The organism is Nonomuraea gerenzanensis, from assembly GCF_020215645.1.
In the GTDB taxonomy this organism is placed as follows: domain Bacteria; phylum Actinomycetota; class Actinomycetes; order Streptosporangiales; family Streptosporangiaceae; genus Nonomuraea; species Nonomuraea gerenzanensis.
On record NZ_CP084058.1, the window covers coordinates 6796526 to 6818986 of the forward strand.

The following is a 22461-nucleotide window of genomic DNA, read 5'->3' on the forward strand; positions in this document are numbered from 1 at the left end:
TCAGCACTCCTGTTTCACGGGCGACGCGGAGGCGGGCCGCCAGCCGCCCATCGGATGCTCGTCATAGCTGACCCCGTACTCGCGCGCCGGCCCGGTCAGCCGGAACGGGAGCCCGCCCGGCCTGCGGATCACCACCTCCTCCGCGCGGCCGTCGCTGACGACCGTGGCCACGAACTCGAACTCGTAGTACGCCTCGCAGGCGGTGAGCGTCATGGCGAGCGTGACCTGCTCGTCCCGCACCAGGTCGATCTGCTTGGTCTGGAAGTACGGGGTCTTGCGGCCCTTGAGCGGGACGAACAGGGGGACCGGCCGGTCGAGGTCGGCCGCGATCTCGATGGTGCCCTCCTCGCCGGCGCTGGCGGGGTTCAGCAGCGCGCTGTCGGAGACCGGCTCGCGTTCGAGCACGCGGGGCCGGACGTCGGCGATCCGGAGCCGGGCCCGGTTGCCGCTCAGGACGGCGACGACCACCATGCGCCCGACCTGGGCGGCCCGGTGGCGCTCCAGGAACGCCGCCTCCTCCATCGCGTCGGCCCTGCCCAGCAGGATCGCCCGGTCCTGGGGCGAGGTGACGGGGTCGCGCAGGGCGATGCTGGGGCCCTCGTCGCTGATCGACACGTAGGCGACCGTCAGTGGTTCCTTGCTGACGACCTCGTCGAAGACGCCGGGGCCGAGTGTGTTGAACCAGCCGGTGAACACGACGCCGGCCGCCGCCGCGAGCACCGCGCTGACGATCCCCGCCACCCACATCACCAGGCCGCGTCCGGATTTCTCCGCGTTCTCCGCGCCCTCGCCGCGCGCGGCCGGGCTCTGCGCGATCCTGGTCCCCGCGGCGTCGCCGGAGGCCGGGCGGTTGCCGGTGGCCGGCGTGCTCTTCCGTCTGGCGCGTCGAGATCGCGGCATGCACATCCCTCCTCGTTCATCATCGCCCCTGGACGTCCGAATACTGTGGCGACAAGGAGAGTCAAGAAAGGGGAACATCGCCTGTGAAGTGCGGGTGACCGGCGGTCGCGGCCTCGGCGCGGCACCGCCGTGGTCAGGAGGTGGGCTTGGACGTCGCCCTGCTGCTCCTGTCGGGCCTCGTGGCCCTGTTCACCGCCATCACGGTGCACGATCTGCGGCGCGAGCGGCGCACCAGGGACGACCGCGTGCCGGCTCGCGAGGGGCCGGCGCTGACGGCGTACGAGCTGGCGTGCCTGGCGGGTGGTCCGGGACGGGTCGCGGAGGTGGCCGTCGCCCTGCTCGCCGGCAGCGGCACGATCCGGCTCTCGCTCGGCGGTCACGCGCACCGGGGCCTGTCGCCGCCGGCGGGTGACCGCCATGCCGTCGAGCGGACGGTGCTGGCGGTGGTGCGGGGGCGGCGGGGCGCGTACCTGTACGAGATCAAGCGGGAGCTGCGGCACAGCGCCGCGATGGCCGGGCTGGAGGACGTGCTGACCCGGCTCGGCCTGCTCGTGCCCCTCGGCCCCGGCTTCGTCGGCGACCTGCTGCTGTGGCTGCGGCGGCTGCGGACGGCCGGGCTCGCGTGCGCGATGCTGGAGGTGGTGGCGATGTTCGTGCAGCGGTCGTACTGGGTTCCGGTGATCGGGCTGGTGGTGCTGACGTTCACGCGGGTGGCGGCGCAGAGCGAGCTGCGGTGGTGGGGTGGTGGCGCCTCGCGGGTGAGCACGGCGTGGGCGCGGCAGGAGCTCGAACGGGCGCGGGCGGCGCATCCGCGCGGGGGCTTGTCGGGGGATCTGGCGGCGTCCGTCGCGTTGTACGGGCTGTCGGAGCTGCGCGATCCCCTCATGCTGGCGGCGATCTACCGCCTGGACCCCGGGCAGGGCGGGTGACGGCTCACACGGCGGCGGGCGCGGACTCCTCGGACATCGCCGACTTGTCCGGTTCGTCGGGCGCGGGCTCCTCGGGCGCGGGCTCCTCGGGCGCCGGCTCGTCGGGCGCCGGCTCGTCGGGCGCCGGCTCGTCGGGCATGGTCACGGGGACGGGCTCGGCGCGGGCGGCCCAGCGGCCGTCGTCGCTGCGTACGAGGCGTACCGGATGGTCGAAGCAGACGCTGACCAGCTCGCTCGTCAGCACCTCCGCGACCGGCCCGGCGGCCAGGCACTGGCCGTCGCGCAGCAGCATGGCGTGCGTGGTGGTGGCGGGCAGCTCCTCCAGGTGGTGCGTGACCAGCACGGTGGCCAGCGAGGAGTGCCGGGCGCGCAGGGCGTCGATGCTGGCCAGCAGCTGCTCGCGGGCGGCCAGGTCGAGCCCGGTCGCGGGCTCGTCGAGCAGCAGCAGCCGGGGCTGCGGCATGAGCGCGCGGGCGATGAACGCGCGGCCACGCTCCCCCTGCGACAGGGTGGCCCAGGAGGCCCGCGCCCGGTGGCTCATGCCGAGCATGGCGATCAACCGGTCGGCCCGCTCCGCCTCCTGCTCGGTGGGCGCCCAGCGGGGCACGGGGGCGGCGGTGTTGGTCAGCCCGGTCAGCACCACGTCGCGGACCCGCAGCGGGCCGTCGGGGGTGTGGCGCGGGTTGACGTGCCCCAGGTATGAGCGCAGCTCCCGCACGTCCACCCGGCCCATCCTGCGCCCGAGCACCTCGACGGCGCCGCGGCTGGGATGGGTGACGGCGCCGAGCAGGCTGAGCAGGGTGCTCTTGCCCGCGCCGTTGGCACCGAGCAACGCCCAGTGCTCGCCGGGGCTCACGGTGAGGGAGATGTCCTTCAGCAGGTGGCGTCCGTCGCGGACGAGATCGACGCCGTCGGCCCGCAGCACGGGGCCGTTGTCGGAGGGGCGCGAGACAACGGTCATGCGCCCCAAGTTATCAGCTCCTCAGACATCTGATGTCTCGGGGTGCTCCGGTGGCCGGCGCGCTCAAGCGGCACAGGCGGCGCGGACGTCGGCGATCAGCCCGGCCGCCGCGTCGATGGTGCGGGTGATCTCCTCCGGCGTGCCGCCGACGCCCGCCAGCAGCGCCTGCGCCCGCTCCGCGAACCCCTCCGGCGCCGACGGCAGCCGGCCGGCGGAGGCGACCATGCCCTTCTCGTTGATCAGCCAGGCCCCGTCGGCGGCGTGCAATGCCTGGCAGGCCACGCCGACCGCGCGGAACAACGCGCCCGCCGCGTACACCGGGTCCTGCCCGGCGGCGCCGTAGCGGGCCGTCATGAGGGCGAAGTCGCACTCCCACAGCCCGGCGATCAGCGCCTCGCGCAGGGCGGGCGGGTAGTGCGTGGTCTCCTCGCGCAGGGCGGCCAGCTCGCCGGCCGGGTCGGCGAGCACCTGGCAGAGCGCCACCTCGCCGGCGTAGGCGTGAGAGTAGAAGCCCAGCGGGTGGCCGGCCTGGACGCCGATCTCGTAGCGGCCGGCCTGGCAGTCGCGCCAGATCCGGTGGACGCGGTCGAGGTCGCGGTAGATCCAGTCGACCCGCCATCCGTCGATCGTCAGCCAGCCGCCGCCGTCCACCCACGGGCCCCAGCCGCCGGGGGCGGTCACGTCCGTGTCCTGGCCGGTCACCTGCCTTGCGAGGGTGCGCAGCTCGTTCACTGCCAGGTCTTTTCGGTAGTAGAGGCCGAGGTCGATGTCGCTGTCGGGGCGGTGGGTGCCGCGGGCCCGGCTGCCCCCCAGGGCTACGGCCACCACGCCGGGCACCGCGGCCAGGCGATCGGCGATGGCGTGAAGATCGGGGTTCCGCACGGTACGAGCCTACGACCCGAGCCCCGCGCCATCGGCACGGGCCACGGCACCGCTGAACGGTCAGGTCCTCGACGGGCGGACGTGCGGCCGATCAGGGGTATGCGCCTCACTGAGCTGGTGTTTCCATCATGTCCGAATGCTCCCCCACCCTAGGATGTGGCAGGTGAAGGACATGCTGACGATCCACCCACACCCCGGGACGGCCTGATGCCGGTCGCCGTCGAGGGCCTGTTGCGGGAGCTGGCGCCGCAGGTGCTGGGCACGCTCGTCCGCCGCTACGAGCAGTTCGACATGTGTGAGGACGCCGTGCAGGAGGCGCTGCTCGACGCGTCCGTGCAGTGGCCGAGGGACGGCGTGCCGGACAACCCGCGCGGCTGGCTGGTGACGGTGGCCGCGCGCCGGGTCATCGACCACGTACGCAGCGAGCACGCGCGCCGGCGCCGCGAGGAGAGCGTGGCGGTCAGCGTGGCGGCCGACGAGCTCGTGGCGCCGGCGCCGGGCGAGGAGCGGCCGGCGGATCGGGACGACACGCTGACGCTGCTGTTCCTGTGCTGCCATCCGTCCCTGTCGGAGGCCTCGCAGCTCGCGCTGACGCTGCGGGCGGTCGGCGGGCTGACGACGGCGCAGATCGCCGGCGCGTTCCTGGTGCCGGAGACGACGATGGGGCAGCGCATCAGCCGGGCCAAGCAGCGGATCAAGGCCACCGGGGCGGAGTTCAGGATGCCGCCGGAGGGTGAGCGGGACGACCGGCTGCGGGTGGTGCTGCACGTGCTGTATCTGATCTTCAACGAGGGGTACACCGCCACGTCCGGACCCGAGCTGCACAGGGCGGAGCTGACGGGGGAGGCGATCCGCCTGACCAGGGCGGTGTCGCGGTTGCTGCCCGGCGACGGGGAGATCATGGGGCTGCTGGCGCTCATGCTGCTCACCGAGGCGCGGCGGCCCGCGCGTACCGGGCCCGACGGGCGGCTGATCCCGCTGGCCGAGCAGGACCGGAGCCTGTGGGACCGGCGGCTCGTGGAGGAGGGCGTGGAGCTGGTCACCAAGGCGCTGTCCTCGACGGCGGTGGGCCCGTACCAGCTCCAGGCGGCCATCGCGGCCGTGCACGACGAGGCGCCCACCGCGCAGGAGACGGACTGGCCGCAGATCCTGGCGCTGTACGGGATGCTGTCGGGCCTCGACGACAACCCGGTCGTCAAGCTCAACCAGGCGGTGGCCACGGCCATGGTGCAGGGGCCGCGCGCCGGGCTCGGCCTGCTCGACGAGCTGGCCGGCGACGAGCGGATGGCGGGCCATCACCGGCTGGCGGCCGTCCGGGCGCACCTGCTGGAGATGGACGGCGACGCGGAGGGGGCGGTGGCCGCGTACCGGGAGGCGGCGAGGCTGACCACGAGCCTGCCGGAGCAGCGCTACCTGGAGGACCGAGCAACTCGGCTGTCTTGACAATGATTTTTTTCGGTGCCATCGTGTGCCCATGGACGAAGTGGCGGTGATCGAGGACCCCGCGGCGGCCGAGGCGTCGCTCGACCCCATGCGGTCGAGGCTGCTGGCCGAGCTGGTGGAGCCGGGCTCGGCGACCTCGCTGGCGGCGAAGGTGGGCCTGGCCAGGCAGAAGGTCAACTACCACCTGCGCACGCTGGAGCGCCACGGCCTGGTGGAGCTGGTCGAGGAGCGCAGGAAGGGCAACGTCACCGAGCGCGTGATGCAGGCCGCGGCGGCCTCGTTCGTGATCTCCCCCACCGCGCTGGCCTCCGTGCAGCCCGACCCCGCCCGCTCGCCCGACCGGCTGTCGGCCCGCTGGCTGCTCGCGCTGGCGGCGCAGCTCGTACGGGATGTCGGCACGCTCATCACCGGCGCGGCGAAGGCGCAGCAGCGGGTGGCGACGTTCGCCATCGACGGCGAGGTGCGCTTCGCGTCGGCGGCGGACCGGGCGGCCTTCGCCGAGGAGCTGGCCCAGTGCGTGACGTCCCTGGTCAGCAAATATCACGACGAGTCCGCGGCGGGCGGGCGCGATCACCGGCTGGTCGTGGCGGTCCACCCGGCCGTGAACGCCAAGAGGGAGCACTGAGGTGGGCCACGACTTCGAGCTGCCGCAGGAGGCCACGGTCGGGGCCACCCCTGAGGAGGTCTGGGAGGCCATCTCGACCGGGCCGGGCATGGACTCGTGGTTCCTCGGGCGCACCGAGGTGGCCGAGGGGGTCGTGCGCACCGCGTTCGGCCCGTTCGACATGCCGCCGTCCACCGTCACCGCCGCCGAGCCACTGCAGCGCCTGGCCCACTCCAGCGACAAGGGCGACGACGGGCGGTTCGTGGCCTACGAGTTCATGATCGAGGGGCGGGAGCGGGGCAGCACGCTCGTCCGCATGGTGACCAGCGGGTTCCTTCCGGGCGACGACTGGGAGGACGAGTTCGAGTACATGTCCAGGGGCCTGGAGCTGTACTTCGCGACGCTGGTGGAGTACCTGGGCCACTTCGCGGGGCGGACGGCGACGCCGGTCACGGAGTTCGGGCCGCCCATCGCGGACTGGGCGGAGGCGTGGGCGAGGCTGCACGCGGCGGCCGGCGGGGTGCCCCGGGTGGGCGAGCGGATCGCGGTCGCGGGTGTGGAGGGGGTGGTGTACCACCGCAGCTCCCAGGCGCTGGGGATCCGGTCCGGGGATGCCATGTACCGGTTCGTGCAGGGGTTCGGTGGGTCCATGGTGGCCTCGCATCTGCTGTTCGAGGGCGAGGGCGAGGGCGAGGCGGAGCAGGGGGTGCGGTGGCGGGCGTGGCTGGAGGATCTCCACGCCGGGTGATCGGCGGGGAGCCCGCCGGCACCAGGGCTCGGCGGGCTGCCGTCGATGTCGGGGGCGTTGTCTATTCTGCTGGTCATGCCGTCGCGCCTGTCGCCCCGCCTGGCCGCCGTCGTGGCCGCGTTGCCCCTGGAGCCGCACTCACGCGTCCTGGAGATCGGCTGCGGTCCCGGGGCCGCCGCCCGGGCGGTGGCGGCCCGGCTCGGGAGCGGGCACGTGCTGGCCATCGACAGGTCCGCCGCCGCGATCGCGCAGGCGCGGGCGGCGGCGGCCGGGGAGATCGCGGCCGGGCGGATGAGCGTGCGTCAGGTCGCGGGCGAGGACTTCGCGCTGCTGCCGGGTGAGGAGCCGTTCGATCTCGTGTTCGCCCTGCGCGTCGGCGCGCTCGACGGGCGGCATCCCGACGCCGGCCGGCGGCTGTTGCGGCGGATCGCGTCGGCGACCAGGCCGGGGGCGAGGCTGTTCATCGACGGAGGCGATCCACTGCGGGAGCTTCCCATCCCGCGCTGAGCCTTCCATCCCGCGCTGAGCTGCGTGAGCTTTCCATCCCGCCGTGAGGGGCAGGAGTGACGGGGTGAAGGTAGTCGCGATCTCCGACACGCACGCGCCCAGGCGCTGGCGCGGGTGCCCGCCCCGGGTGGCCGAGCACCTGCGCGGCGCGGACGCCATCCTGCACGCGGGCGACGTCTGCGTGCCCTCGGTGCTGAACGAACTGGCCGCGTACGCGCCCGTCCACGTCGTGAAGGGCAACAACGACGGCCCCGACGTGGTGGCGCCGGAGACGCTGGAGCTGACGCTGGGCGGGCTGCGGATCGGCATGATCCACGACAGCGGCCCGGCCAAGGGCCGCCTGGCCCGCATGCGGCGCCGGTTCCCGCAGGCGGACCTGGTGGTCTTCGGTCACTCGCACATCCCGCTCGACGAGTCGGACGGCGGCCTGCGGATCTTCAATCCCGGCTCCCCCACCGACCGCCGCCGCCAGCCGCACGGCACGCTGGGCCTGCTCACCATCGAGCACGGAGCGCTGGCCAGGGCCGAGATCGTGCCCGTCACTCCTTGACGACGTCGTCGCGCGCCTTGTCCAGCTCCGTCTTCAGCTCCTCCATGACCTCGGCGTAGCCGAGGTAGCTGTAGCGCTCGGCCGCGTGCCACGGGTAGAGCTGGCCCGCCTTGACGGCGGGGAGCTTGGCCCAGGTGGGCTTCTCGGCCATCTCCTCGATCTTCATGGACTGGGAGCGCGCGTCCACGAGGATCACGTCGGCCTGGTACTTGTCGGCGTTCTCCCAGCTCAGCACCTCCCAGAAGCCGCCCTCGCTCTCCGTCGGCCGCTCGGGGTAGACGATCTTCAGGCCCAGCTCGTCGCCCCAGTACGTGATGTCGGGGTGGTCCGGCAGGTACGCCACGTACAGGGATTCGGGCGTGCCGGTGACGATCATGACGCTGAGGTCGGGCTTGTCGGCGGCGAGCTGCTTCAGCGCGGCGCTGGCAGCCTCGAAGCGCTGCTTGGCCTCGGCCACCGGCGCCGCGTTCAGGTCGGCGCCGAGGGCTCCGGCGAGCTGGCCGTACTTCTCGATGATCTGCACCAGGGGCTTGCCGCTGAGCTGCACGCCGACGGTCGGGGCGATCTGGTCGACGGCCGCGACCGACTGCTCGGGCACGTACCAGAGCGCGTCCTTGACGTACATGCCCGCGACCAGCAGGTCAGGCTGGAGCGAGGCGTACTTCTCGACGTTGAACTCTCCCCACACGTTCCCGATCGACTCCACCTTGGTGATGTCGACCTCGCCCACCTCCGGATCGCGCCCGCCGTTCTTCAGCTTGTGCGGGCCGAACACCCCGACCGGCCGCACCCCGAAGTCCCACAGTGCGGCGGCTGCCGCCGACTGGGCCACGACGCGCTGGGGCCGCTGCGGCAGGGAGATGCTCTTGCCGCGGTCGTCGGTCCAGGTCCAGGGGCCCTGCGAGGCCGCCTGCGACGACGGGGCCTGCGCGGCGGGAGAGGAGACGGGCGGCGAGGCCGTCCCGCCGCAGGCGCTGACCCCGACTAAGGCGGCGGCGCCGAGGGCGGCAAGGGTGCGTCGCGGAAGGTTGGCCATGGGTTCTCCTCGTCAGACAGGCTCTGCCCTGATGGACGGCATATTAGATTAGCCTTACCTAACCGAAAAGTCCTTTCGGTGGAGTACGCCCTCCGTCCCGTACGACCGGCGAAGTAGCCGGGGCGGCGACGCCCGGACGATGTGCGACCAGCGCGGCGGCAAGATCCTGGAGACCTTAAGGGCGGCGGTAAGTCGACGGGAACGCGACCGTAAGCGCCCTCCAGCACTCTGATCTCAGATCGAAGAGCAGAGCCGAGAAGAGAAGGGCCAGACAGATGAGCCAGCCGTACATCCTCCAGGACGAGATCCAGCTCCCCGGCTTCACCGGCACCGTCCACCTGCCCGGCGAGGCCGGCTACGACGAGGCCCGCCGCTCGCTGAACCCGGCCGTCGACTCCCGCCCCGCGCTGATCGCCGAGGCGCAGAGCGCCGGTGACATCCGGATCGCGCTGCTGGCGGCCCGCGCCCACGGCGTCCCGTTCGCGGTGCAGTCCACCGGGCACGGCACGCACGCCCCGTGCGACGGCGGCATCCTGGTCAAGACCTCCCCGATGGCGTCGGTCCTGGTGGACCCGGCCCGCCGGATCGCCCGCGTCGGGCCTGGGGCGCGCTGGAGCGAGGTGATCGCCGCCGCCGCGCCGTTCGGCCTGGCGCCGCTGTCCGGCTCCTCCCCCTCGGTGGGCGTCACCGGCTACACGCTCGGCGGCGGGCTCGGGTGGCTGGCGCGCAAGCACGGGTTCGCGGCCGACAGCGTGGTGCGGGCCGAGGTGCTGCTGGCGGACGGCCGGCAGGTGACCGCGAGCCCCGACAGCCACCCCGAGCTGTTCTGGGCGCTGCGGGGCGGCGGTGGCGGGTTCGGTGTGGTGACCTCGCTGGAGTTCCGGCTCTACCCGGTCTCCGAGGTGTTCGCCGGGTTCGTGTACTTCCCCATCGAGGTGGCGGAGCGGACGCTGAAGGCGTACCGGACCTGGATCGACCAGGCCCCCGACGACATCAGCACGGCGGTCGTGCTCAGGCGCATGCCCGACGACGAGCAGACGCCGGCGGCGGTGCGCGGCAGGCACGTGGTCATGCTCAAGGTCCTGTACGCCGGCGCGGCCGAGGAGGCCGGGCGGCTGCTCGCGCCGCTGTTCCTGGCGGCCGGGCCGGCGCTGCTGGACGAGACCCGCACCACCACCTACGGGGGCGCCGCCATGGGCGGGACGCCGAACCGGCACATGGACATGTTCGACACCGTGCCCGACGAGGTGATCTCCGCGCTGGTGCGGGCCGCCGAGCACGCGCAGACGGTCGAGATCAGGCACTGGGGCGGCGCCATGGGCCGGCCGGGGCCGGACGCCGGGCCGGTGAGCCACCGCTCCACCAAGCTGTCGGTGATCGTGGACACCGTGGTGCCGGGGCTGGCCGAGGAGTTGCGGCCGTACGCCAACGGGGGGACGTTCCTGAACTTCCTGGCGGACCCATCGCGGACGGCGGCGGCCTTCACCGGGGTGGACTACGGGCGGCTGCGCGAGGTCAAGCGCGCCTACGACCCGGACGGGTTCTTCCGCGTCGGCCACGTCGTCCCGGCCTGAGGTGCCCGGCCGCGCCTTCCCGCGCCGTAGGCGTCGGTCGCCTTGTACACGAGATCGGGCGCGGGGTCGGCCGGCCAGGAGACGATGAAATAGCGCTCCTCGAGATTGAGCCCCGAGCCGTCCACAGAGGAATCGCGGCCCGTGGCGTGCACGCGCAGCCGGTAGAAACCCGGGCCTTTCCACGCCAGGTTCGGCAGTTTCCGGGGCAGGTCCCCCATCAGGCCGACCACGTACAGTGAGCCCAGGGTCGATTCGATGGAGATGTCGACGATCTCCTCCCAGGAGTCGAGCTCCAGGGGCGGCTGCTCGTGGGCGAGCCGCACCAGCACCTCCACCTGGCCGATCGCGAGGCCGGTGAGGATGATCGCACCGTCCGGCTCCTCGTCGCCCACGGCTACGAGTCCGTTGGGGAACGCCTTCGGGTAGGACGGACCCGCCTCGTCGTGCGGGCGGATCTCGATCTGGTGGTAGGACAGCTGAATGAATTCTCGGAATAACCCGCCGGTCATCCGAGAAATGCTACTGACGGAAGAAATTCGGTGAGACCACCTCGGGGTCGTAGGAGTCATGGAAGACCGGCGTGACCGAGGCCGCCGTGGGCGGGATGATCCAGCTCCAGTCGGCGTGCACCTCCTCCCCCGCTCGCCGCCGCGCCTGCACGTACCGGTCGAACTGGTCGGCCATCGTGTGGTGGTCGAGCATCCGCACCCCGGCCCGCTCGTACGAGGTCAGCACCGCGACGTTCAGCTCCGTCAGCGCGCGGTCCTTCCAGAGCGTACGGTCGTCGCCCGTGTCCAGCCCCAGCCGCCGCGCGATCACCGGCAGCAGGTCGTAGCGGTCGCGGTCGCCGAAGTTCCTGGTGCCGATCTCGGTGCCGACGTACCAGCCGGTGAAGGGCGCGGCGGGGTAGACGACGCCGCCGATCTCGAGTCGCATGTCCGAGACCGTGGGGCAGGAGTACCAGCGCAATCCCAGCTCGGCGAACCACGGGTGGTCCGGATGGGTGATGGGCACGTCGGGGCAGGCGTCGTGGGGCAGGTCGTGCCGGGTCAGGCGGCCGCGCGAGTCGCGGATCAGCACCGGCAGGCGGTCGAAGTCGCCGCCGTCGCCGCTCCAGCCCAGCTCTTGGGCCAGCCGGGTGAGCCCGGTGTTGGCGGGGTCGCCGCGCCGGGTGCCGTCCGGGCGTTCGTAGCCGGCATACCGGACGAGCTGAGGGCTGACGATGCGCGGGCCGGGGGCGGCTGGGGTGTCGGGCGGGAACACGGTGATGATCGGGCGGATGGCGCCGCCGTTGTGGGCGCGTACCAGGTGGGTGGTGAGGGCGGCGGCGATGGCGTCGGGGTGGTGCAGCCTGCGGCAGTCGCGCACCATGAGCGTCTTCCAGTACAGCTTGCCGACGCACCGGGTGTGGTTGCGCCAGGCGAGTTTCGCGCCCAGCACCAGCTCGGCGGACGTGTGCCGGTAGGTGCCCGTGCGGGCGAGCTCGTCCAGGACGGCGGCGCGGCGGCGGGCGTACCGCTCCCGGTCCCAGCCCAGCCCTTCCGCGCACTGGCGCAGGAACGACTCGGCCTCCTGGGTGACGGTGGCGGCCGGCGCGCTGATGACGCTCATGGATCCCCCGAGGTGCTGGACGCGGCTGAGTCTCCCGGCGTGCTCGGCGTCGGCGAGCCCCCCACTGGCGGGTTGCCCACTGGCGAGCCTCCCGGCGCGGTGGTCGCGGGTGGGGTGGTCGCGGGCGCGGTGGTCGCCGGCGCGGTGGTCGCCGGCGCGGTGGTCGCCGGTGCGGCCTGGTCGATGTCGCGCAGGGGTGACAGGGCGGTGCCGACGGCGACCGCCGTCTGCACGAGGGCCGCGCACAGGAACAACATCCGGCCCGGCCCGCCCCACGCCCCCAGCGCGCCGCCGACCACCACCCCGCCGGCCAGCGCACCGACCGGGATCGTCGCGTACGCCGCGGCCCTGCTCACCGAGGTGACGCGCCCGATGGCGTCGGCGGGCACCACCGTCTGGCGGGCGGTGAACCAGGACACCACGATCACCGACGTGGCCACGCCCTCCACGGCCCAGGCCGCCGCCATCACCCACACGGCGGGCAGCGCCACGGGCAGCGCCATGGCCAGCGCCGACAGCGCCATCCCGGCCGCGAGCAGCCGCCCCGTGGGATGGCGGTCGATGAGCCGGGGCGCCACCACCGCGCCGAGCACCGCTCCCAGCCCCTGCGCTCCGAACACCACGCCCAGGGCCACGCCGGGCAACTGCTCGACCTCCAGGACGAGGTAGACGAGGTTGCCCTCGACGATGAACCCGGCGAAGTTCGCGGCGGCCATGAGCAGGGTGCCCCACCAGACCGGCCTGATCGAGCGGAGGATGCGCAGCCCCTGAAGGAAGTCCCTGCCCACGCCGGACAGCTCCGCCCGCACGCCGCCCGCCGGCGTCGCCCGCGTGTGCACGTGGGCGATCTGGTAGATGAGCAACGCCGAGATCGCGAACGTCAGCGCGTTGACCAGCGTCGCCAGCGGCACCCCGAGGGCGGCGATGAACGCGGTGCCGACGACGGGCCCGACGAACCCGAGCGAGCTGTCCACGGTCTGCGTCCAGGCATTGATCCTGGACAGCCGCTCCTGCGGCACCGTGTCGACGACGAAGCCCTGGAAGGCGGGGAAGTAGAAGGGCCGCACGCTGGCCAGCAGGAAGGCGCACAGGTAGAGCAGCGCCACCGACGGCCGGTCCGCCGCGGCCACGAACACGATCACCAGCGCGATCGCGAAGGACAGGCAGTCGCAGGCGATGAGGATCCTGCGGCGGTCCCACCGGTCCGCGATGACGCCCGCGACCAGCCCGACCACGACGTACGGGATGAACTCCAGCACGTACGCCAGCGCCGCCGACAACGCGGAGCCGGTGATCTGCAGGATCAGCGTGGGCGCGGCGAACCGGTAGATCCAGTCACCGACCGAGGAGACGAGGAACGCGCTGCGCAGCCGGACGCCTCCCGGTCCGGAGGCCGTGCGCGATGGCACCCGCATCGGCCCGGGTCAGGAGGGCGGCCGGGCCGCGTCGGAGGGGATCGGACATGCCATGGAAGGTCCTCCCTGGAGCTGACAGGCGCGGTGGGGAAGGCTCATCCGGGAGAGTAACCGCACGTGGGCCTCCCGGCGAGGGGGTGGGGCGCCCCGGAGGCGCCCCACCAGGTGCGCGGCATCACGCCTTCTGCACACCACCGGCGATGCTGTAGCGCTTCGTCGACTTCTTGATCATCTTGTTCACCTCCTTCCCCGTCTCCGCTGGGAACGGCCGCTCGCGACCCCGGGCTGCGGGTCGAGAAGCGCGAGCAGGTCGGTGGTCGGCTCAGAAGGGCAGGGGGCCGAGGTCGCCGGCGAGCCACTCCAGGCTCGGCTTCGGCCGGGCGTCGCCGCACGCCGCGCAGCGCGGGTCGCGCTTCCACGTCTCGGCCTCGCGCAGGCGGGGGTCGTGGAAGGTCATCTCCAGCATCCGGCCCACCGACAGCGGCGGCGAGACCCGGCTGGCGATCCGCACCATCTCGGCCACCAGGAAGCCCGCGCCGAACAGCACCAGGCCGTTGAAGGCGGCGGTGTCCTCGCCGAACGTGCCGCCCTCCCTGTCGATCTCGTCGAGCACGTTCATCACGGCCAGGGAGGTGGGGTCGTTGCTGCGCACCTGGTCGTACCAGCATTCGATGCAGCCGGACACGCCGGGCACGATCGTGTAGTGCAGCGCCCGCTGGGTGTCCACGCCGCCCACGATGAGCGCCGTGCCCGCCCGTACGCAGCCCTCGTTCAGCCAGTGGGCGATGTGCACCTTGGGCCGGTCCACCACGGCGATCACGATGTCGCGGTCGCGGACGACCTCGTACACGTCGTCGCCGGACATCAGCCTGCGCTGCACCGGGTCGATCCGCACGGCGCTGTTGAGCGCGCGCGCCCGCTCGGCCGCCACCTCCACCTTGACCCGGCCCACGTACGGCTCGCCGTAGAGGATCTGCCGGTTGAAGTTCGACAGCTCGATCCGGTCGAAGTCGACGATCCTGATGTCCTCGAAGCCGATGGCGACCAGGTCGATCAGCGCGTGGCTGCCGATCCCGCCGACGCCGAGCACGGCGACGCGGGCGTCACGGATGCGGCGCTGGAAGTCGTACTTGGAGGCGTGCAGCGAGGCGTAGGTCTCGAAGAAGCCGAGGTTGTTGGACCAGCGCTCGCGAGCCTGCTGGTCGAAGTCGTCGCCGGGGTCGTCGGCGCTCTGGATCAGGCGGAGTTCGTCGAGCTCGCCGATGGCCTCGCGGACCTCGTCCGCGGTCACGTCGGGGTGCACGGCCCGCAGGTCGCGGTGGACCTCCTCCGGGGTACGCGTGCCGTCCAGCAGCGACAGCAGCCTGCTGACCCGGCCGTCGGCGTCCTCCAGCGAGGTGAGCTCGCCGCCCAGCCTGAAGTGCACCGACCCCTCGGCGATGAAGTAGGGGATGCTCGTCTTGAGCACGGGATGAGTCATGGCTTTCCTTTCGGCCCGAGGGGGGTGGGGCGCCCCTGAGGACGCCCCACCTGCAACGGAATCAGCCCTTCTGGGTACCACCGGCGACGCTGTACCGCTTGGTCGACTTCTTGATCATGGAAGTTCACCTCCTTTCGGTTCCGTCGGGGTGATGCTCGCGAGACCCAGCTCGTGGGCGAAGAACGCGAGCACGTCAGCGAAGTAGGACAGCCGGCCGGTGCGTCCCCGCTCGCCGTGCCCCGCGCCCGCCTCGTGGCGCAGCAGCACCGGGCGGGGCGAGGTGGTCGCGAACTGCAGCGCGGCGGTCATCTTGCGCGCGTGCAGGGGATCGACGCGGGTGTCCTCTCCGAAGGCCGACAGCAGGACGGCCGGGTACGGGGTACCGGGCACGACCCGGTGGTAGGGCGAGTAGCCGAGCAGCCAGCCGAGCTCCTCGGGGCTCTCTCGGCTGCCGAACTCCTCGCGCCAGTGCTCGCCGAGCCCGGTCAGCTCGTACCGGGCCATGTCGAGCAGCGGCGAGGTGCAGGCGACGGCGGCGAACAGCTCCGGGCGCTGCGTCAGCGCGGCGCCCGTGAGCAGGCCGCCAGCGCTGGTGCCGAAGGCGCCCAGGCTGCCGCGGGTGGTGTGCCCGGCCGTCACCAGGTGCTCGGCCGCGGCGATGAAGTCGTCGATGCCGCGCTGCTTGTGCTCGCGGCGGCCGGCGTGGTGCCAGGCCTCGCCGCCCTCGCCGCCGCCGCGCACGCAGGCCACCGCGAACAGACCGCCCCGCCCGGCCCAGGCCAGGGCCGCGGCGTAGTAGTCGGCGATGCGCGGCTCCCCGAAGGCGCCGTACCCCTCCAGGATCGTGGGCAGCGGCCCTGCGCGGTGCCAGGACGGGGCGAGCAGGAGGATCCGTACGGGGGTGCCGTCGGGGGCGTGGCAGATCGTCTGGGACGCCCGCACCGGCGGCGTGGTCGGGGCGGGGCGGCGGCGCCAGGGCGTGCTGGTGCCGGTGCCGGCCTGGTAGCGGTAGACGGTCTCGGGGGTGACGCGGTCGGAGTACTCGTACCAGGCCTCGTCGCCCTGGCCGCCGGGGGCCAGCTCCGTGACGAGGCCGGGGCCTGGCAGCTCGACCTGGCCCAGCGGCCCTCCGGTGGCGAGGTCGTGCCGGGTCACGGCGCCGCGGCCGGAGATCGTCCAGTGCGCCAGCAGCAGGCCGTCCAGCACCGCGAACCCGTCCAGCACCGCCTCGGGATCTTCGGGGATCAGCGTGCGCGGCCGCATGCCGCCGTCCTCGGGCGGGCCTGCCACGAGCAGCCGGCCGCGCGGCGCGCCGGCGTCGGTCAGCAGGTACAGACGGCCGCCGGGCGCCGGCCAGGCGGAGGTCCACCCGTCCCCGGGCAGCGGCAGCCTGCGCAGGGCGGGCCGGTCGAGCGGGCTCTCGCGCAGGTCGGCCACCCACACCTCGTTGGCCGCCGACAGGCCGGCGGCCACCTGGACGACCAGCAGCCGCCCGTCCTGCCCCACCAGCGCGTCCAGCTCCGCGGTACGGTCGCCGCCCGCGTCCAGGACCACCGTGTCGGACCTGGCGCTCCGCCCCACCCGGTGCAGGTGGACGCGCGGGCCCGAGCGTTCGTCGTGCCGCGTGTAGTAGAAGGCGTCCTGGCCGGGCACCCAGGCGACCGCCGAGTAGCGGCAGCCGGTGATGGGCTCGTCCACGTGCGTCCCCGTGTCCACGTCGAGCACGCGCAGCGTGAACCGCTCGGATCCGCCCACCGCCGTCTGGTAGGCCATCAGCCGGCCGTCGGCGGAGGCGGACCAGTAGCCCAGCACCGTGCGCCGGCGCGGGTCCGCGGTGTCCGGCTCGAACAGGGCGCGGTCGCCCCGGTGGTCGCGGACCATGAGCGCGTGGTGCTCCGCGCCGGGCCGCAGGCAGGTGTAGAACGCCCGCCCGCCGCGCCACTGCGGCACCGACAGCCGCTCGAACGAGGTCAGGTGCCGCAGCTCGCGGAACCAGCCGCCGGCCCGCCAGCCGTCCCTGGCCCTGGCGAACAGGTCGGCCTGCGCGGCCAGCCAGTCGCGGGTCGCGGGCGAGTCGGGGTCCTCCAGCCAGCGGTACGGGTCGGCCACCTCGTGTCCGGCGATCAGCTCCCGTACGTCGTCCCGCCGTGCCGCCGGGGCGGAGCTCGTGTCCATGATTCCCGACGACCTCGCGACCTCGGACACTGCCGGCTCCCTCCGTTGCCGTGGTGGCTGGGTGTTGCGTTCCGCTGCTGTCACCGAAGCTTCGTCCTCGGGGCTGGACGGGGTGCTGGACGGGGTGCTGGACGTGCGGCTGGACGTCCCGCTGGCTTTCGTCCTGGTGCGGGCGCTGGCAGGGACCCTGGAAGGGACGCTGGACAGGGCGCTGGAAGGAGCCCTGGAAGGGTGCGGTGAAACCGCTGGTCCGGCCCCTCGCCCAGAAATTTCCGGATTTGTCATGAACTCGAACCCGTGGTCGTCATCCCCTTCGGGCCGGACGACGAATGAGGGGGCGTCCCCGGCGGATCAAGACCGGGGTGGTCCGGCCACATCTCGCGGACAGCGACACTCGTGTTACTTCTGGGGAGGCGGGATGTCCGAAAGTCAGGGAGACGACGTTCGGTTCGAGGTGCTGGGGCCGCTGCGCGCGTGGCGTGCGCGTACCAGCCTGGCTCTGGGTTCGGGGCGGCGGCGCACGCTGCTGGCCGTCCTGCTGCTGCACGCCAACCGCCCGGTCAGCCGGGACAGGCTCATCGACGAGCTGTGGGGCAGGCGCGTTCCCGCGTACGCCGTGAACCTGCTGCAGAAGCACATGTCCAGCCTGCGGGCGGGGCTGGAGCCCGGCCGTCGCGGACGCCGGCCATCCGGCGCGCTGACCTGGACGGAGGCAGGGTACGTGCTGCGCGTGCCGTCGGGAGGACTCGACCTGGAGGTGTTCGAGCGCGAGGTGCGGCGTGCCAGGGAGGCGCACGCCGCCGGTGACCTGAGGGGGGCCTCGCACGCGTTCCACGCGGCCCTGCGGCTGTGGCGGGGGCCGGTCTGCGACGGGCTGGGCAGCCCGTTCCTGGACATGATGCGCGATCAGCTCGCCGAGCGGCGGATCGGGGCGATCGAGGAGTGCATGGAGGTGGACATGGCCCTGGGTGACCAGGCCGATCTGGTGGCCGAGCTGCGCTGGCTGGTGGCCAACCATCCGCTGCGCGAGCGGCTGCACGGTCTGCTCATGCTGGCCCTGTACCGGTCGGGGCGGCAGGCTGAGGCCCTCGCCGCCTTCCGGGATGCGCGGCGGCGGCTGATGGAGGAGCTGGGTGTGGAGCCGACTGCCCTGCTGCAGAATCTCCACCAGCGCATCCTCGCCGCCGATCCCGGTCTCATGCCCCCTTCCTCGGCCGCGGACGCCTCGCCGTCGCTGTCCGGCCTGCCTGCCGCCGGTTCCCCGGCGCGCCCTGGCCCGGCGCCGGACGACTCGCCTGAGCAGGGGCCGCCGCCGCACGGCACGGCGGCGCACGGCACGGCGGCGCACGGCACGGCGGCGCACGGCACGGCGGCGCACGGCACGGCGGCGCACGGGCGGCGGGCGGGCTCGCGGGCACCTCACCGCCGGCCCACCCCCGCGCAGCTCCCGCGCGGGGTACCGCAGTTCGTCGGCCGGAAGGCGGAGCTGGAGCGGCTCGACGCACTGCTGGCCGACGACCGCAACCCCGGCGGCCCCGTGGTGCTCACCGGCATGGCGGGCGTGGGCAAGACCACCCTGGCGATCCACTGGGCCCACCAGGTCCAATCCCACTTCCCCGACGGCCAGCTGTACGTCGACCTGCGCGGATTCGACCCGTCAGGAACACCGATGGAGCCCACGGACGCGATCCAGGCCTTCCTGGACGCGTTCGCGATCAAACCGGACCAGCTCCCCGCAGGGGTGCACGCGCGGGCCGCACTCTTCCGCAGCCTCCTCGCGGGCCGCCGGATGCTGATCGTGCTCGACAACGCCAGGGACGCCGAGCAGGTCCGCCCCCTGCTCCCCGGCGCACCCGGCTGCCTCGTCGTGGTGACCAGCAGGGATCAGCTCACCGGCCTGGTCGCGGTGGAGGGAGCGCACGCGTTCGTGGTGGACCTGCTCCCCAAGCAGGACGCCCGCCTGCTGCTCACCCGCCGCTCCGGAGCTCCCCGCGGACACACCACAGACCCCGCCCCAGCGACAGACGGCGCCAGCAACGGGGCCGGGAACAGGCCCACGGGTGAGGCAGCGGCCGTGGACGAGATCGTCGCGTACTGCGGGCGTCTGCCCCTCGCCCTGTCCATCGCCGTCGCCCGCGCCGTCACCAGCCCGCGCCTGCCGTTCACCGCCCTGGCGGCGGAGCTGCGCGGCGCCCGCGCCCGCCTGGACCCGTTCGACGGCGGCGAGCAGGCCACGAACGTGCGGGCGGTCTTCTCCTGGTCCTACCGCCGGCTCAGCCCGCCGGCCGCCCGCCTGTTCCGGCTGCTCGGGCTGCATCCCGGCCCGGACTTCGCCCCGGCCGCCGCCGCCAGCCTGGCCGGTCTGCCGCCGCAGGAGGCCCGCCCGCTGGTGGCCGAGCTGTCCAGGACGAACATGCTGTGCGAGCGCGTACCCGGCAGGTTCGCCTTCCACGGGCTGCTCCGCGCGTACGCGTGCGAGCTGAGCCACGCGCAGGACACCCGCGAGGAGCGGCGGACGACCCTGCACCGCCTGCTCGACCACTACCTGCACAGCGCCCACCTGGCAGGCCGGATCCTGCGCCCCGGCCGGAGCGCCGACGCCGGCCTGCGCCCCGCCCTGCCGCTGGTGACGCCGGAGACGCCGGCAGGCAGGCAGGAGGCGAGGACGTGGTTCACCGCCGAGCACCTGGTGCTGCTCGCGGCGGCCAGGCGGGCGGCGGAGGAGGGCTTCCCGCTGCACGCCAGGCAACTGACCTGGTTCCTGGCGGTCTTCCTGGATCACCGCGGGGGCTGGCGCGTGCAGGTCGCCCCCGCCTCCAGGTGACCAGGTGAACCCGGCGGGCACACTGGCGGCGCCGCGCCACCGCACGGGTCGGCTGCCTCGCGACACCACGGCGGGCGTGTCAGCGGCATGGTTCGGACCGGCACCCCTGGCAGGGTCCTTCGCCCTTGATCCCGAGGTCGTCCGGCTCTGCCTGCCGCGCCCGGCTCCCGGCAGCCTCGAAACTGAGCACGTGTCTTGGGGAACGGGAGGCGCACCATGTCCGAGGGTTACGACGTCCTGCTGCGCGACGGCGGCATCGCCCACGTCCGCCGGCTGCACCCGGACGACCGTGCGGCCCTGCACGAGCTGGTGGAGCGCTCGTCGGAACGCTCGGCCTACCTGCGCTTCTTCACCGGCGGCCGGAACACCGCCCACTCCTACATGGACCGCGTCACCTCCGGCGCCTACCGCGGCCACGCATTGGTGGCGGGTCTGCGCGGCCGGCTGGTGGCGGTCGCGGAGTACATCCCCATGGACGACGGCAAGGCCGACCTGGCCATCCTCATCGACGACGCCGTCCACGGCCACGGGCTGGGCACGCTGCTGCTCGAACACGTCGCGCTGGACGCGGCCGAGCACGGGGTGCGCACGCTGGTCGCCGACGTGCTGGCCGAGAACCGGCCGATGATCCGGGTGCTGCGCGACCTCGGCCTGGACGTGGCGCCGCGCTTCGAGGGCGGCATGATGCACCTCGACATCACCGCCCGCCCCACGGCCCGGCTGCGCGAGGGCATCGAGGCGCGCGACCACGAGGCGACGCGGGCGTCGCTGGCCCGGCTGCTCACCCCGCGCTCGGTGGCGGTGATCGGCGCGAGCAGGGACGAGCGCGCGGTGGGCCACAAGGTGTTGCGCAACCTGCTCGACGGCGGCTTCCCCGGGCCGATCCATCCCGTCAACCCGAACGCCGCCGAGGTGGCCGGGCTCGTCTGCCACGCCGAAGTGCCCGGCGGCGTGGATCTGGCCGTGGTGGCCGTGCCCGCCCGGCACGTGCTGGAGGTGGCCAGGGACTGCGCGCGGGCCGGGGTGGCCGGGCTCGTGGTGCTGACGTCGGGGTTCGCCGAAACAGGGGAGCGCGACGCGGAGGGTGAGTTGCTGCGGATCTGCCGCTCGGCGGGGATGCGGCTGGTCGGCCCGAACTGCCTGGGCGTGGTCAACACGGCAGCGCGGCTGAACGCCAGCTTCCTGCCGCACCACCCGGTGCGGGGACGGGTGGCGCTGATGTCGCAGTCGGGCGCGGTCGGCGCGGCGCTGCTGGAGCGGCTGGAGGTGTCGTCGTTCGTGTCCGTCGGCAACAAGGCCGACGTGAGCGGCAACGACCTGCTCGAATACTGGGAGGACGACCCCGGCACGGACGTGATCGCGCTGTATCTGGAGTCGTTCGGCAACCCCCGCAAGTTCGCCCGCATCGCCCGCCGGGTCGGGAGGAGCAAACCGGTGCTGCTGGTCAAGAGCGGCCGCAGCGGCGCGGGCGGGCGGGCGGTGCGCTCGCACACCGCGGCGGCGGCCACCCCCGACGTCGCGGTGGACGCGCTGACCCGCGCGGCGGGGGTGATCAGGCTCGACAGCGTCAACGAGCTGATCGACACCGCCAAGCTGCTGGCCGGCCAGCCGCTGCCCGAGGGGCGCCGGGTCGCCATCGTCGGCAACTCGGGCGGCCCCCAGGCGATGGCCGCCGACGCCTGCGAACGTCACGGCCTCGTCGTCCCCGAGCTGCCGCCCGGACTGCTGGACGCGCGGGCCGCCGCCGCGCTCGGCAACCCGGTCGACCTGACCGCCGACGCCACCGCGGACGAGATCGGCTCCGCCGTGCGAGCGGTCGTCAGCTCTCCCGGGATAGACGTGGTCCTGATCGTCTACACGCCGCCGTTCGGCTCCGGCCTGGAGCAGACCCGCCAGGCCATCGCCGGGGCGACCAAGGCGGCGGGCAAGACCGTGCTGGCCTGCCTCATCGGACATGACGGCCTGATCGACGGCCGGATCCCCGCCTACGCCTTCCCCGAGCAGGCCGTCGCCGCCCTGGCCGGCGTCGTACGCTACGCGGAATGGCGCCGTGCCCTCGCCGAGTCCACCGAAGTGCCCGTACAAGCGGATGCCGGAACAGCACGCCAGATCATCGAAGCGGAGCTGGCGCAGCGGCCGGAAGGCTGCTGGCTCTCCCCCGCGGCCACCGCCCGGTTGCTGAGCTGCTACGGCGTGCGGTTGATCGAGTCGCTGGAGGTGAACAGCCCGGACTCCGCGGCCGAGGCGGCCCGGCGGGCCGGCCTGCCGGTCGTGCTCAAGGCCGTGGGGCCGGTGCACAAGAGCGACGTCGGCGGCGTCCGGCTCGACCTGCGTACCGAGGAGCAGGCACGGCAGGCCTACGCGGAGATGTCGGCCCGCATCGGCGCCGAGATGACCGGCGCGATCGTCCAGCCCATGCTGCCGGGCGGGGTCGAGATGATCGTCGGGGGCGTCAACTACCCGGCGTTCGGTCCGCTGGCCATGGTGGGCATGGGCGGGGTGATGGCCGACCTGCTGGCCGACCGCGCCTTCCGCGTCCCCCCGGTGACCGACGCGACCGGCATGATCGAGGAGCTGCGCTGCTCCCCGCTCCTGCACGGCTACCGGGGCTCGCCGCCGGTGGCCGCCGACGCCCTGGCGGACCAGGTCACCCGCGTCGGCCGCCTGCTGGACGACCTGCCCCAGGTGGCCGAGCTGGACCTCAACCCGGTCATCGTCACCGCAGACGGTGCGATCACGGTCGATGCCCGGATCAGGCTCGCGTTCTGCGAGCCGCAGCCGTCGCCGCTGCTGCGGCGGCTGCGCTGACCAGCGACTGTGCC

18 protein-coding genes are annotated in these 22461 nt (G+C 73.4%); 9 read left to right on the plus strand and 9 right to left on the minus strand.

Features of this window, described 5'->3' with window-relative positions; all coding sequences use genetic code 11:
• The gene (locus tag LCN96_RS31800; RefSeq protein ID WP_225266109.1) at positions 1 to 900 is read right to left on the minus strand and encodes a hypothetical protein; all 900 of its coding nucleotides are present in this window, start codon (positions 898 to 900) and stop codon (positions 1 to 3) included.
• Positions 901 to 1046: 146 nt separating this feature from the next.
• Here LCN96_RS31800 and LCN96_RS31805 point away from each other — a divergent pair, with 146 nt between their 5' ends.
• The gene (locus LCN96_RS31805; protein WP_225266110.1) at positions 1047 to 1829 is read left to right on the plus strand and encodes a TIGR04222 domain-containing membrane protein; all 783 of its coding nucleotides are present in this window, start codon (positions 1047 to 1049) and stop codon (positions 1827 to 1829) included.
• Positions 1830 to 1833: 4 nt separating this feature from the next.
• On the opposite strand, the gene LCN96_RS31810 is transcribed toward LCN96_RS31805, so the two are convergent.
• On the minus strand, positions 1834 to 2790 hold the full coding sequence (locus LCN96_RS31810; RefSeq protein WP_225266111.1) for an ABC transporter ATP-binding protein: 957 nt from the start codon (positions 2788 to 2790) through the stop codon (positions 1834 to 1836).
• A 63-nt stretch (positions 2791 to 2853) separates the two neighbouring features.
• The gene (locus tag LCN96_RS31815) at positions 2854 to 3672 is read right to left on the minus strand and encodes a nucleotidyltransferase domain-containing protein (protein WP_225266112.1); all 819 of its coding nucleotides are present in this window, start codon (positions 3670 to 3672) and stop codon (positions 2854 to 2856) included.
• A gap of 207 nt (positions 3673 to 3879) precedes the next feature.
• Between LCN96_RS31815 and LCN96_RS31820 the strand changes: the two genes are divergently transcribed.
• The 5 genes from LCN96_RS31820 (at position 3880) to LCN96_RS31840 (ending at position 7524) form a co-directional block, all read left to right on the plus strand.
• Entirely contained in the window at positions 3880 to 5115 is a 1236-nt protein-coding gene (locus tag LCN96_RS31820) for an RNA polymerase sigma factor (RefSeq protein WP_225266113.1), read from the plus strand.
• Between the two features lie 31 nt (positions 5116 to 5146).
• Positions 5147 to 5740 (plus strand): ArsR/SmtB family transcription factor, encoded by a 594-nt coding sequence (locus LCN96_RS31825; RefSeq protein ID WP_225266114.1) that lies wholly within the window; start codon positions 5147 to 5149, stop codon positions 5738 to 5740.
• Position 5741: 1 nt separating this feature from the next.
• Positions 5742 to 6467 carry an SRPBCC family protein gene (locus tag LCN96_RS31830; RefSeq protein ID WP_225266115.1) on the plus strand — a complete coding sequence of 242 codons (726 nt, stop codon included), beginning with the start codon at positions 5742 to 5744 and terminating at the stop codon, positions 6465 to 6467.
• 75 nt (positions 6468 to 6542) lie between these two features.
• The gene (locus LCN96_RS31835; RefSeq protein ID WP_225266116.1) at positions 6543 to 6974 is read left to right on the plus strand and encodes an SAM-dependent methyltransferase; all 432 of its coding nucleotides are present in this window, start codon (positions 6543 to 6545) and stop codon (positions 6972 to 6974) included.
• 64 nt (positions 6975 to 7038) lie between these two features.
• On the plus strand, positions 7039 to 7524 hold the full coding sequence (locus LCN96_RS31840) for a metallophosphoesterase family protein (protein WP_225266117.1): 486 nt from the start codon (positions 7039 to 7041) through the stop codon (positions 7522 to 7524).
• Here the strand turns inward: LCN96_RS31840 and LCN96_RS31845 are convergent.
• A complete protein-coding gene (locus LCN96_RS31845) occupies positions 7514 to 8560 on the minus strand; it encodes an ABC transporter substrate-binding protein (protein ID WP_225266118.1) in 1047 nt (348 codons plus the stop codon). The genes LCN96_RS31840 and LCN96_RS31845 overlap by 11 nt on opposite strands.
• A gap of 275 nt (positions 8561 to 8835) precedes the next feature.
• Here LCN96_RS31845 and LCN96_RS31850 point away from each other — a divergent pair, with 275 nt between their 5' ends.
• Positions 8836 to 10134 (plus strand): FAD-binding oxidoreductase, encoded by a 1299-nt coding sequence (locus tag LCN96_RS31850; protein WP_225266119.1) that lies wholly within the window; start codon positions 8836 to 8838, stop codon positions 10132 to 10134.
• On the opposite strand, the gene LCN96_RS31855 is transcribed toward LCN96_RS31850, so the two are convergent.
• The 5 genes from LCN96_RS31855 to LCN96_RS31875 all read right to left on the minus strand — a co-directional run bounded on the left by LCN96_RS31855 (position 10086) and on the right by LCN96_RS31875 (position 16815).
• Positions 10086 to 10643, minus strand: a complete 558-nt coding sequence (locus tag LCN96_RS31855) for a hypothetical protein (protein ID WP_225266120.1) — start codon at positions 10641 to 10643, stop codon at positions 10086 to 10088. The two genes, LCN96_RS31850 and LCN96_RS31855, sit on opposite strands and share 49 nt — an antisense overlap.
• A gap of 10 nt (positions 10644 to 10653) precedes the next feature.
• A complete protein-coding gene (locus tag LCN96_RS31860; protein ID WP_225266121.1) occupies positions 10654 to 11745 on the minus strand; it encodes a nitric oxide synthase oxygenase in 1092 nt (363 codons plus the stop codon).
• Positions 11742 to 13160, minus strand: coding sequence for an MFS transporter (locus LCN96_RS31865; protein ID WP_225266122.1), 1419 nt, complete (start codon positions 13158 to 13160; stop codon positions 11742 to 11744). Before LCN96_RS31865 ends, LCN96_RS31860 begins: the two co-directional genes overlap by 4 nt.
• 322 nt (positions 13161 to 13482) lie before the next feature.
• Positions 13483 to 14640: a HesA/MoeB/ThiF family protein gene (locus tag LCN96_RS31870; RefSeq protein ID WP_225266123.1), complete on the minus strand. Its 1158-nt coding sequence runs from the start codon at positions 14638 to 14640 to the stop codon at positions 13483 to 13485.
• A 114-nt stretch (positions 14641 to 14754) separates the two neighbouring features.
• Entirely contained in the window at positions 14755 to 16815 is a 2061-nt protein-coding gene (locus tag LCN96_RS31875) for a prolyl oligopeptidase family serine peptidase (protein ID WP_225266124.1), read from the minus strand.
• 418 nt (positions 16816 to 17233) lie between these two features.
• Between LCN96_RS31875 and LCN96_RS31880 the strand changes: the two genes are divergently transcribed.
• Together LCN96_RS31880 and LCN96_RS31885 are read left to right on the plus strand one after the other, a co-directional pair.
• Positions 17234 to 19639, plus strand: a complete 2406-nt coding sequence (locus LCN96_RS31880; RefSeq protein ID WP_225266125.1) for an AfsR/SARP family transcriptional regulator — start codon at positions 17234 to 17236, stop codon at positions 19637 to 19639.
• 216 nt (positions 19640 to 19855) lie between these two features.
• Positions 19856 to 22447, plus strand: coding sequence for a bifunctional acetate--CoA ligase family protein/GNAT family N-acetyltransferase (locus LCN96_RS31885; RefSeq protein ID WP_225266126.1), 2592 nt, complete (start codon positions 19856 to 19858; stop codon positions 22445 to 22447).
• Positions 22448 to 22461: the final 14 nt, after the last annotated feature.

Excerpts from the sequence above, each read along its gene's own strand:
- LCN96_RS31800 (WP_225266109.1), bottom strand. The coding sequence starts at position 900 with ATGCCGCGATCTCGACGCGCCAGACGGAAGAGCACGCCGGCCACCGGC.
- LCN96_RS31810 (WP_225266111.1), bottom strand. The coding sequence starts at position 2,790 with ATGACCGTTGTCTCGCGCCCCTCCGACAACGGCCCCGTGCTGCGGGCC.
- LCN96_RS31820 (WP_225266113.1), top strand. The coding sequence starts at position 3,880 with ATGCCGGTCGCCGTCGAGGGCCTGTTGCGGGAGCTGGCGCCGCAGGTG.
- LCN96_RS31825 (WP_225266114.1), top strand. The coding sequence starts at position 5,147 with ATGGACGAAGTGGCGGTGATCGAGGACCCCGCGGCGGCCGAGGCGTCG.
- LCN96_RS31835 (WP_225266116.1), top strand. The coding sequence starts at position 6,543 with ATGCCGTCGCGCCTGTCGCCCCGCCTGGCCGCCGTCGTGGCCGCGTTG.
- LCN96_RS31845 (WP_225266118.1), bottom strand. The coding sequence starts at position 8,560 with ATGGCCAACCTTCCGCGACGCACCCTTGCCGCCCTCGGCGCCGCCGCC.
- LCN96_RS31850 (WP_225266119.1), top strand. The coding sequence starts at position 8,836 with ATGAGCCAGCCGTACATCCTCCAGGACGAGATCCAGCTCCCCGGCTTC.
- LCN96_RS31855 (WP_225266120.1), bottom strand. The coding sequence starts at position 10,643 with ATGACCGGCGGGTTATTCCGAGAATTCATTCAGCTGTCCTACCACCAG.
- LCN96_RS31860 (WP_225266121.1), bottom strand. The coding sequence starts at position 11,745 with ATGAGCGTCATCAGCGCGCCGGCCGCCACCGTCACCCAGGAGGCCGAG.
- LCN96_RS31865 (WP_225266122.1), bottom strand. The coding sequence starts at position 13,160 with ATGCGGGTGCCATCGCGCACGGCCTCCGGACCGGGAGGCGTCCGGCTG.
- LCN96_RS31870 (WP_225266123.1), bottom strand. The coding sequence starts at position 14,640 with ATGACTCATCCCGTGCTCAAGACGAGCATCCCCTACTTCATCGCCGAG.
- LCN96_RS31875 (WP_225266124.1), bottom strand. The coding sequence starts at position 16,815 with ATGGACACGAGCTCCGCCCCGGCGGCACGGCGGGACGACGTACGGGAG.
- LCN96_RS31880 (WP_225266125.1), top strand. The coding sequence starts at position 17,234 with ATGTCCGAAAGTCAGGGAGACGACGTTCGGTTCGAGGTGCTGGGGCCG.
- LCN96_RS31885 (WP_225266126.1), top strand. The coding sequence starts at position 19,856 with ATGTCCGAGGGTTACGACGTCCTGCTGCGCGACGGCGGCATCGCCCAC.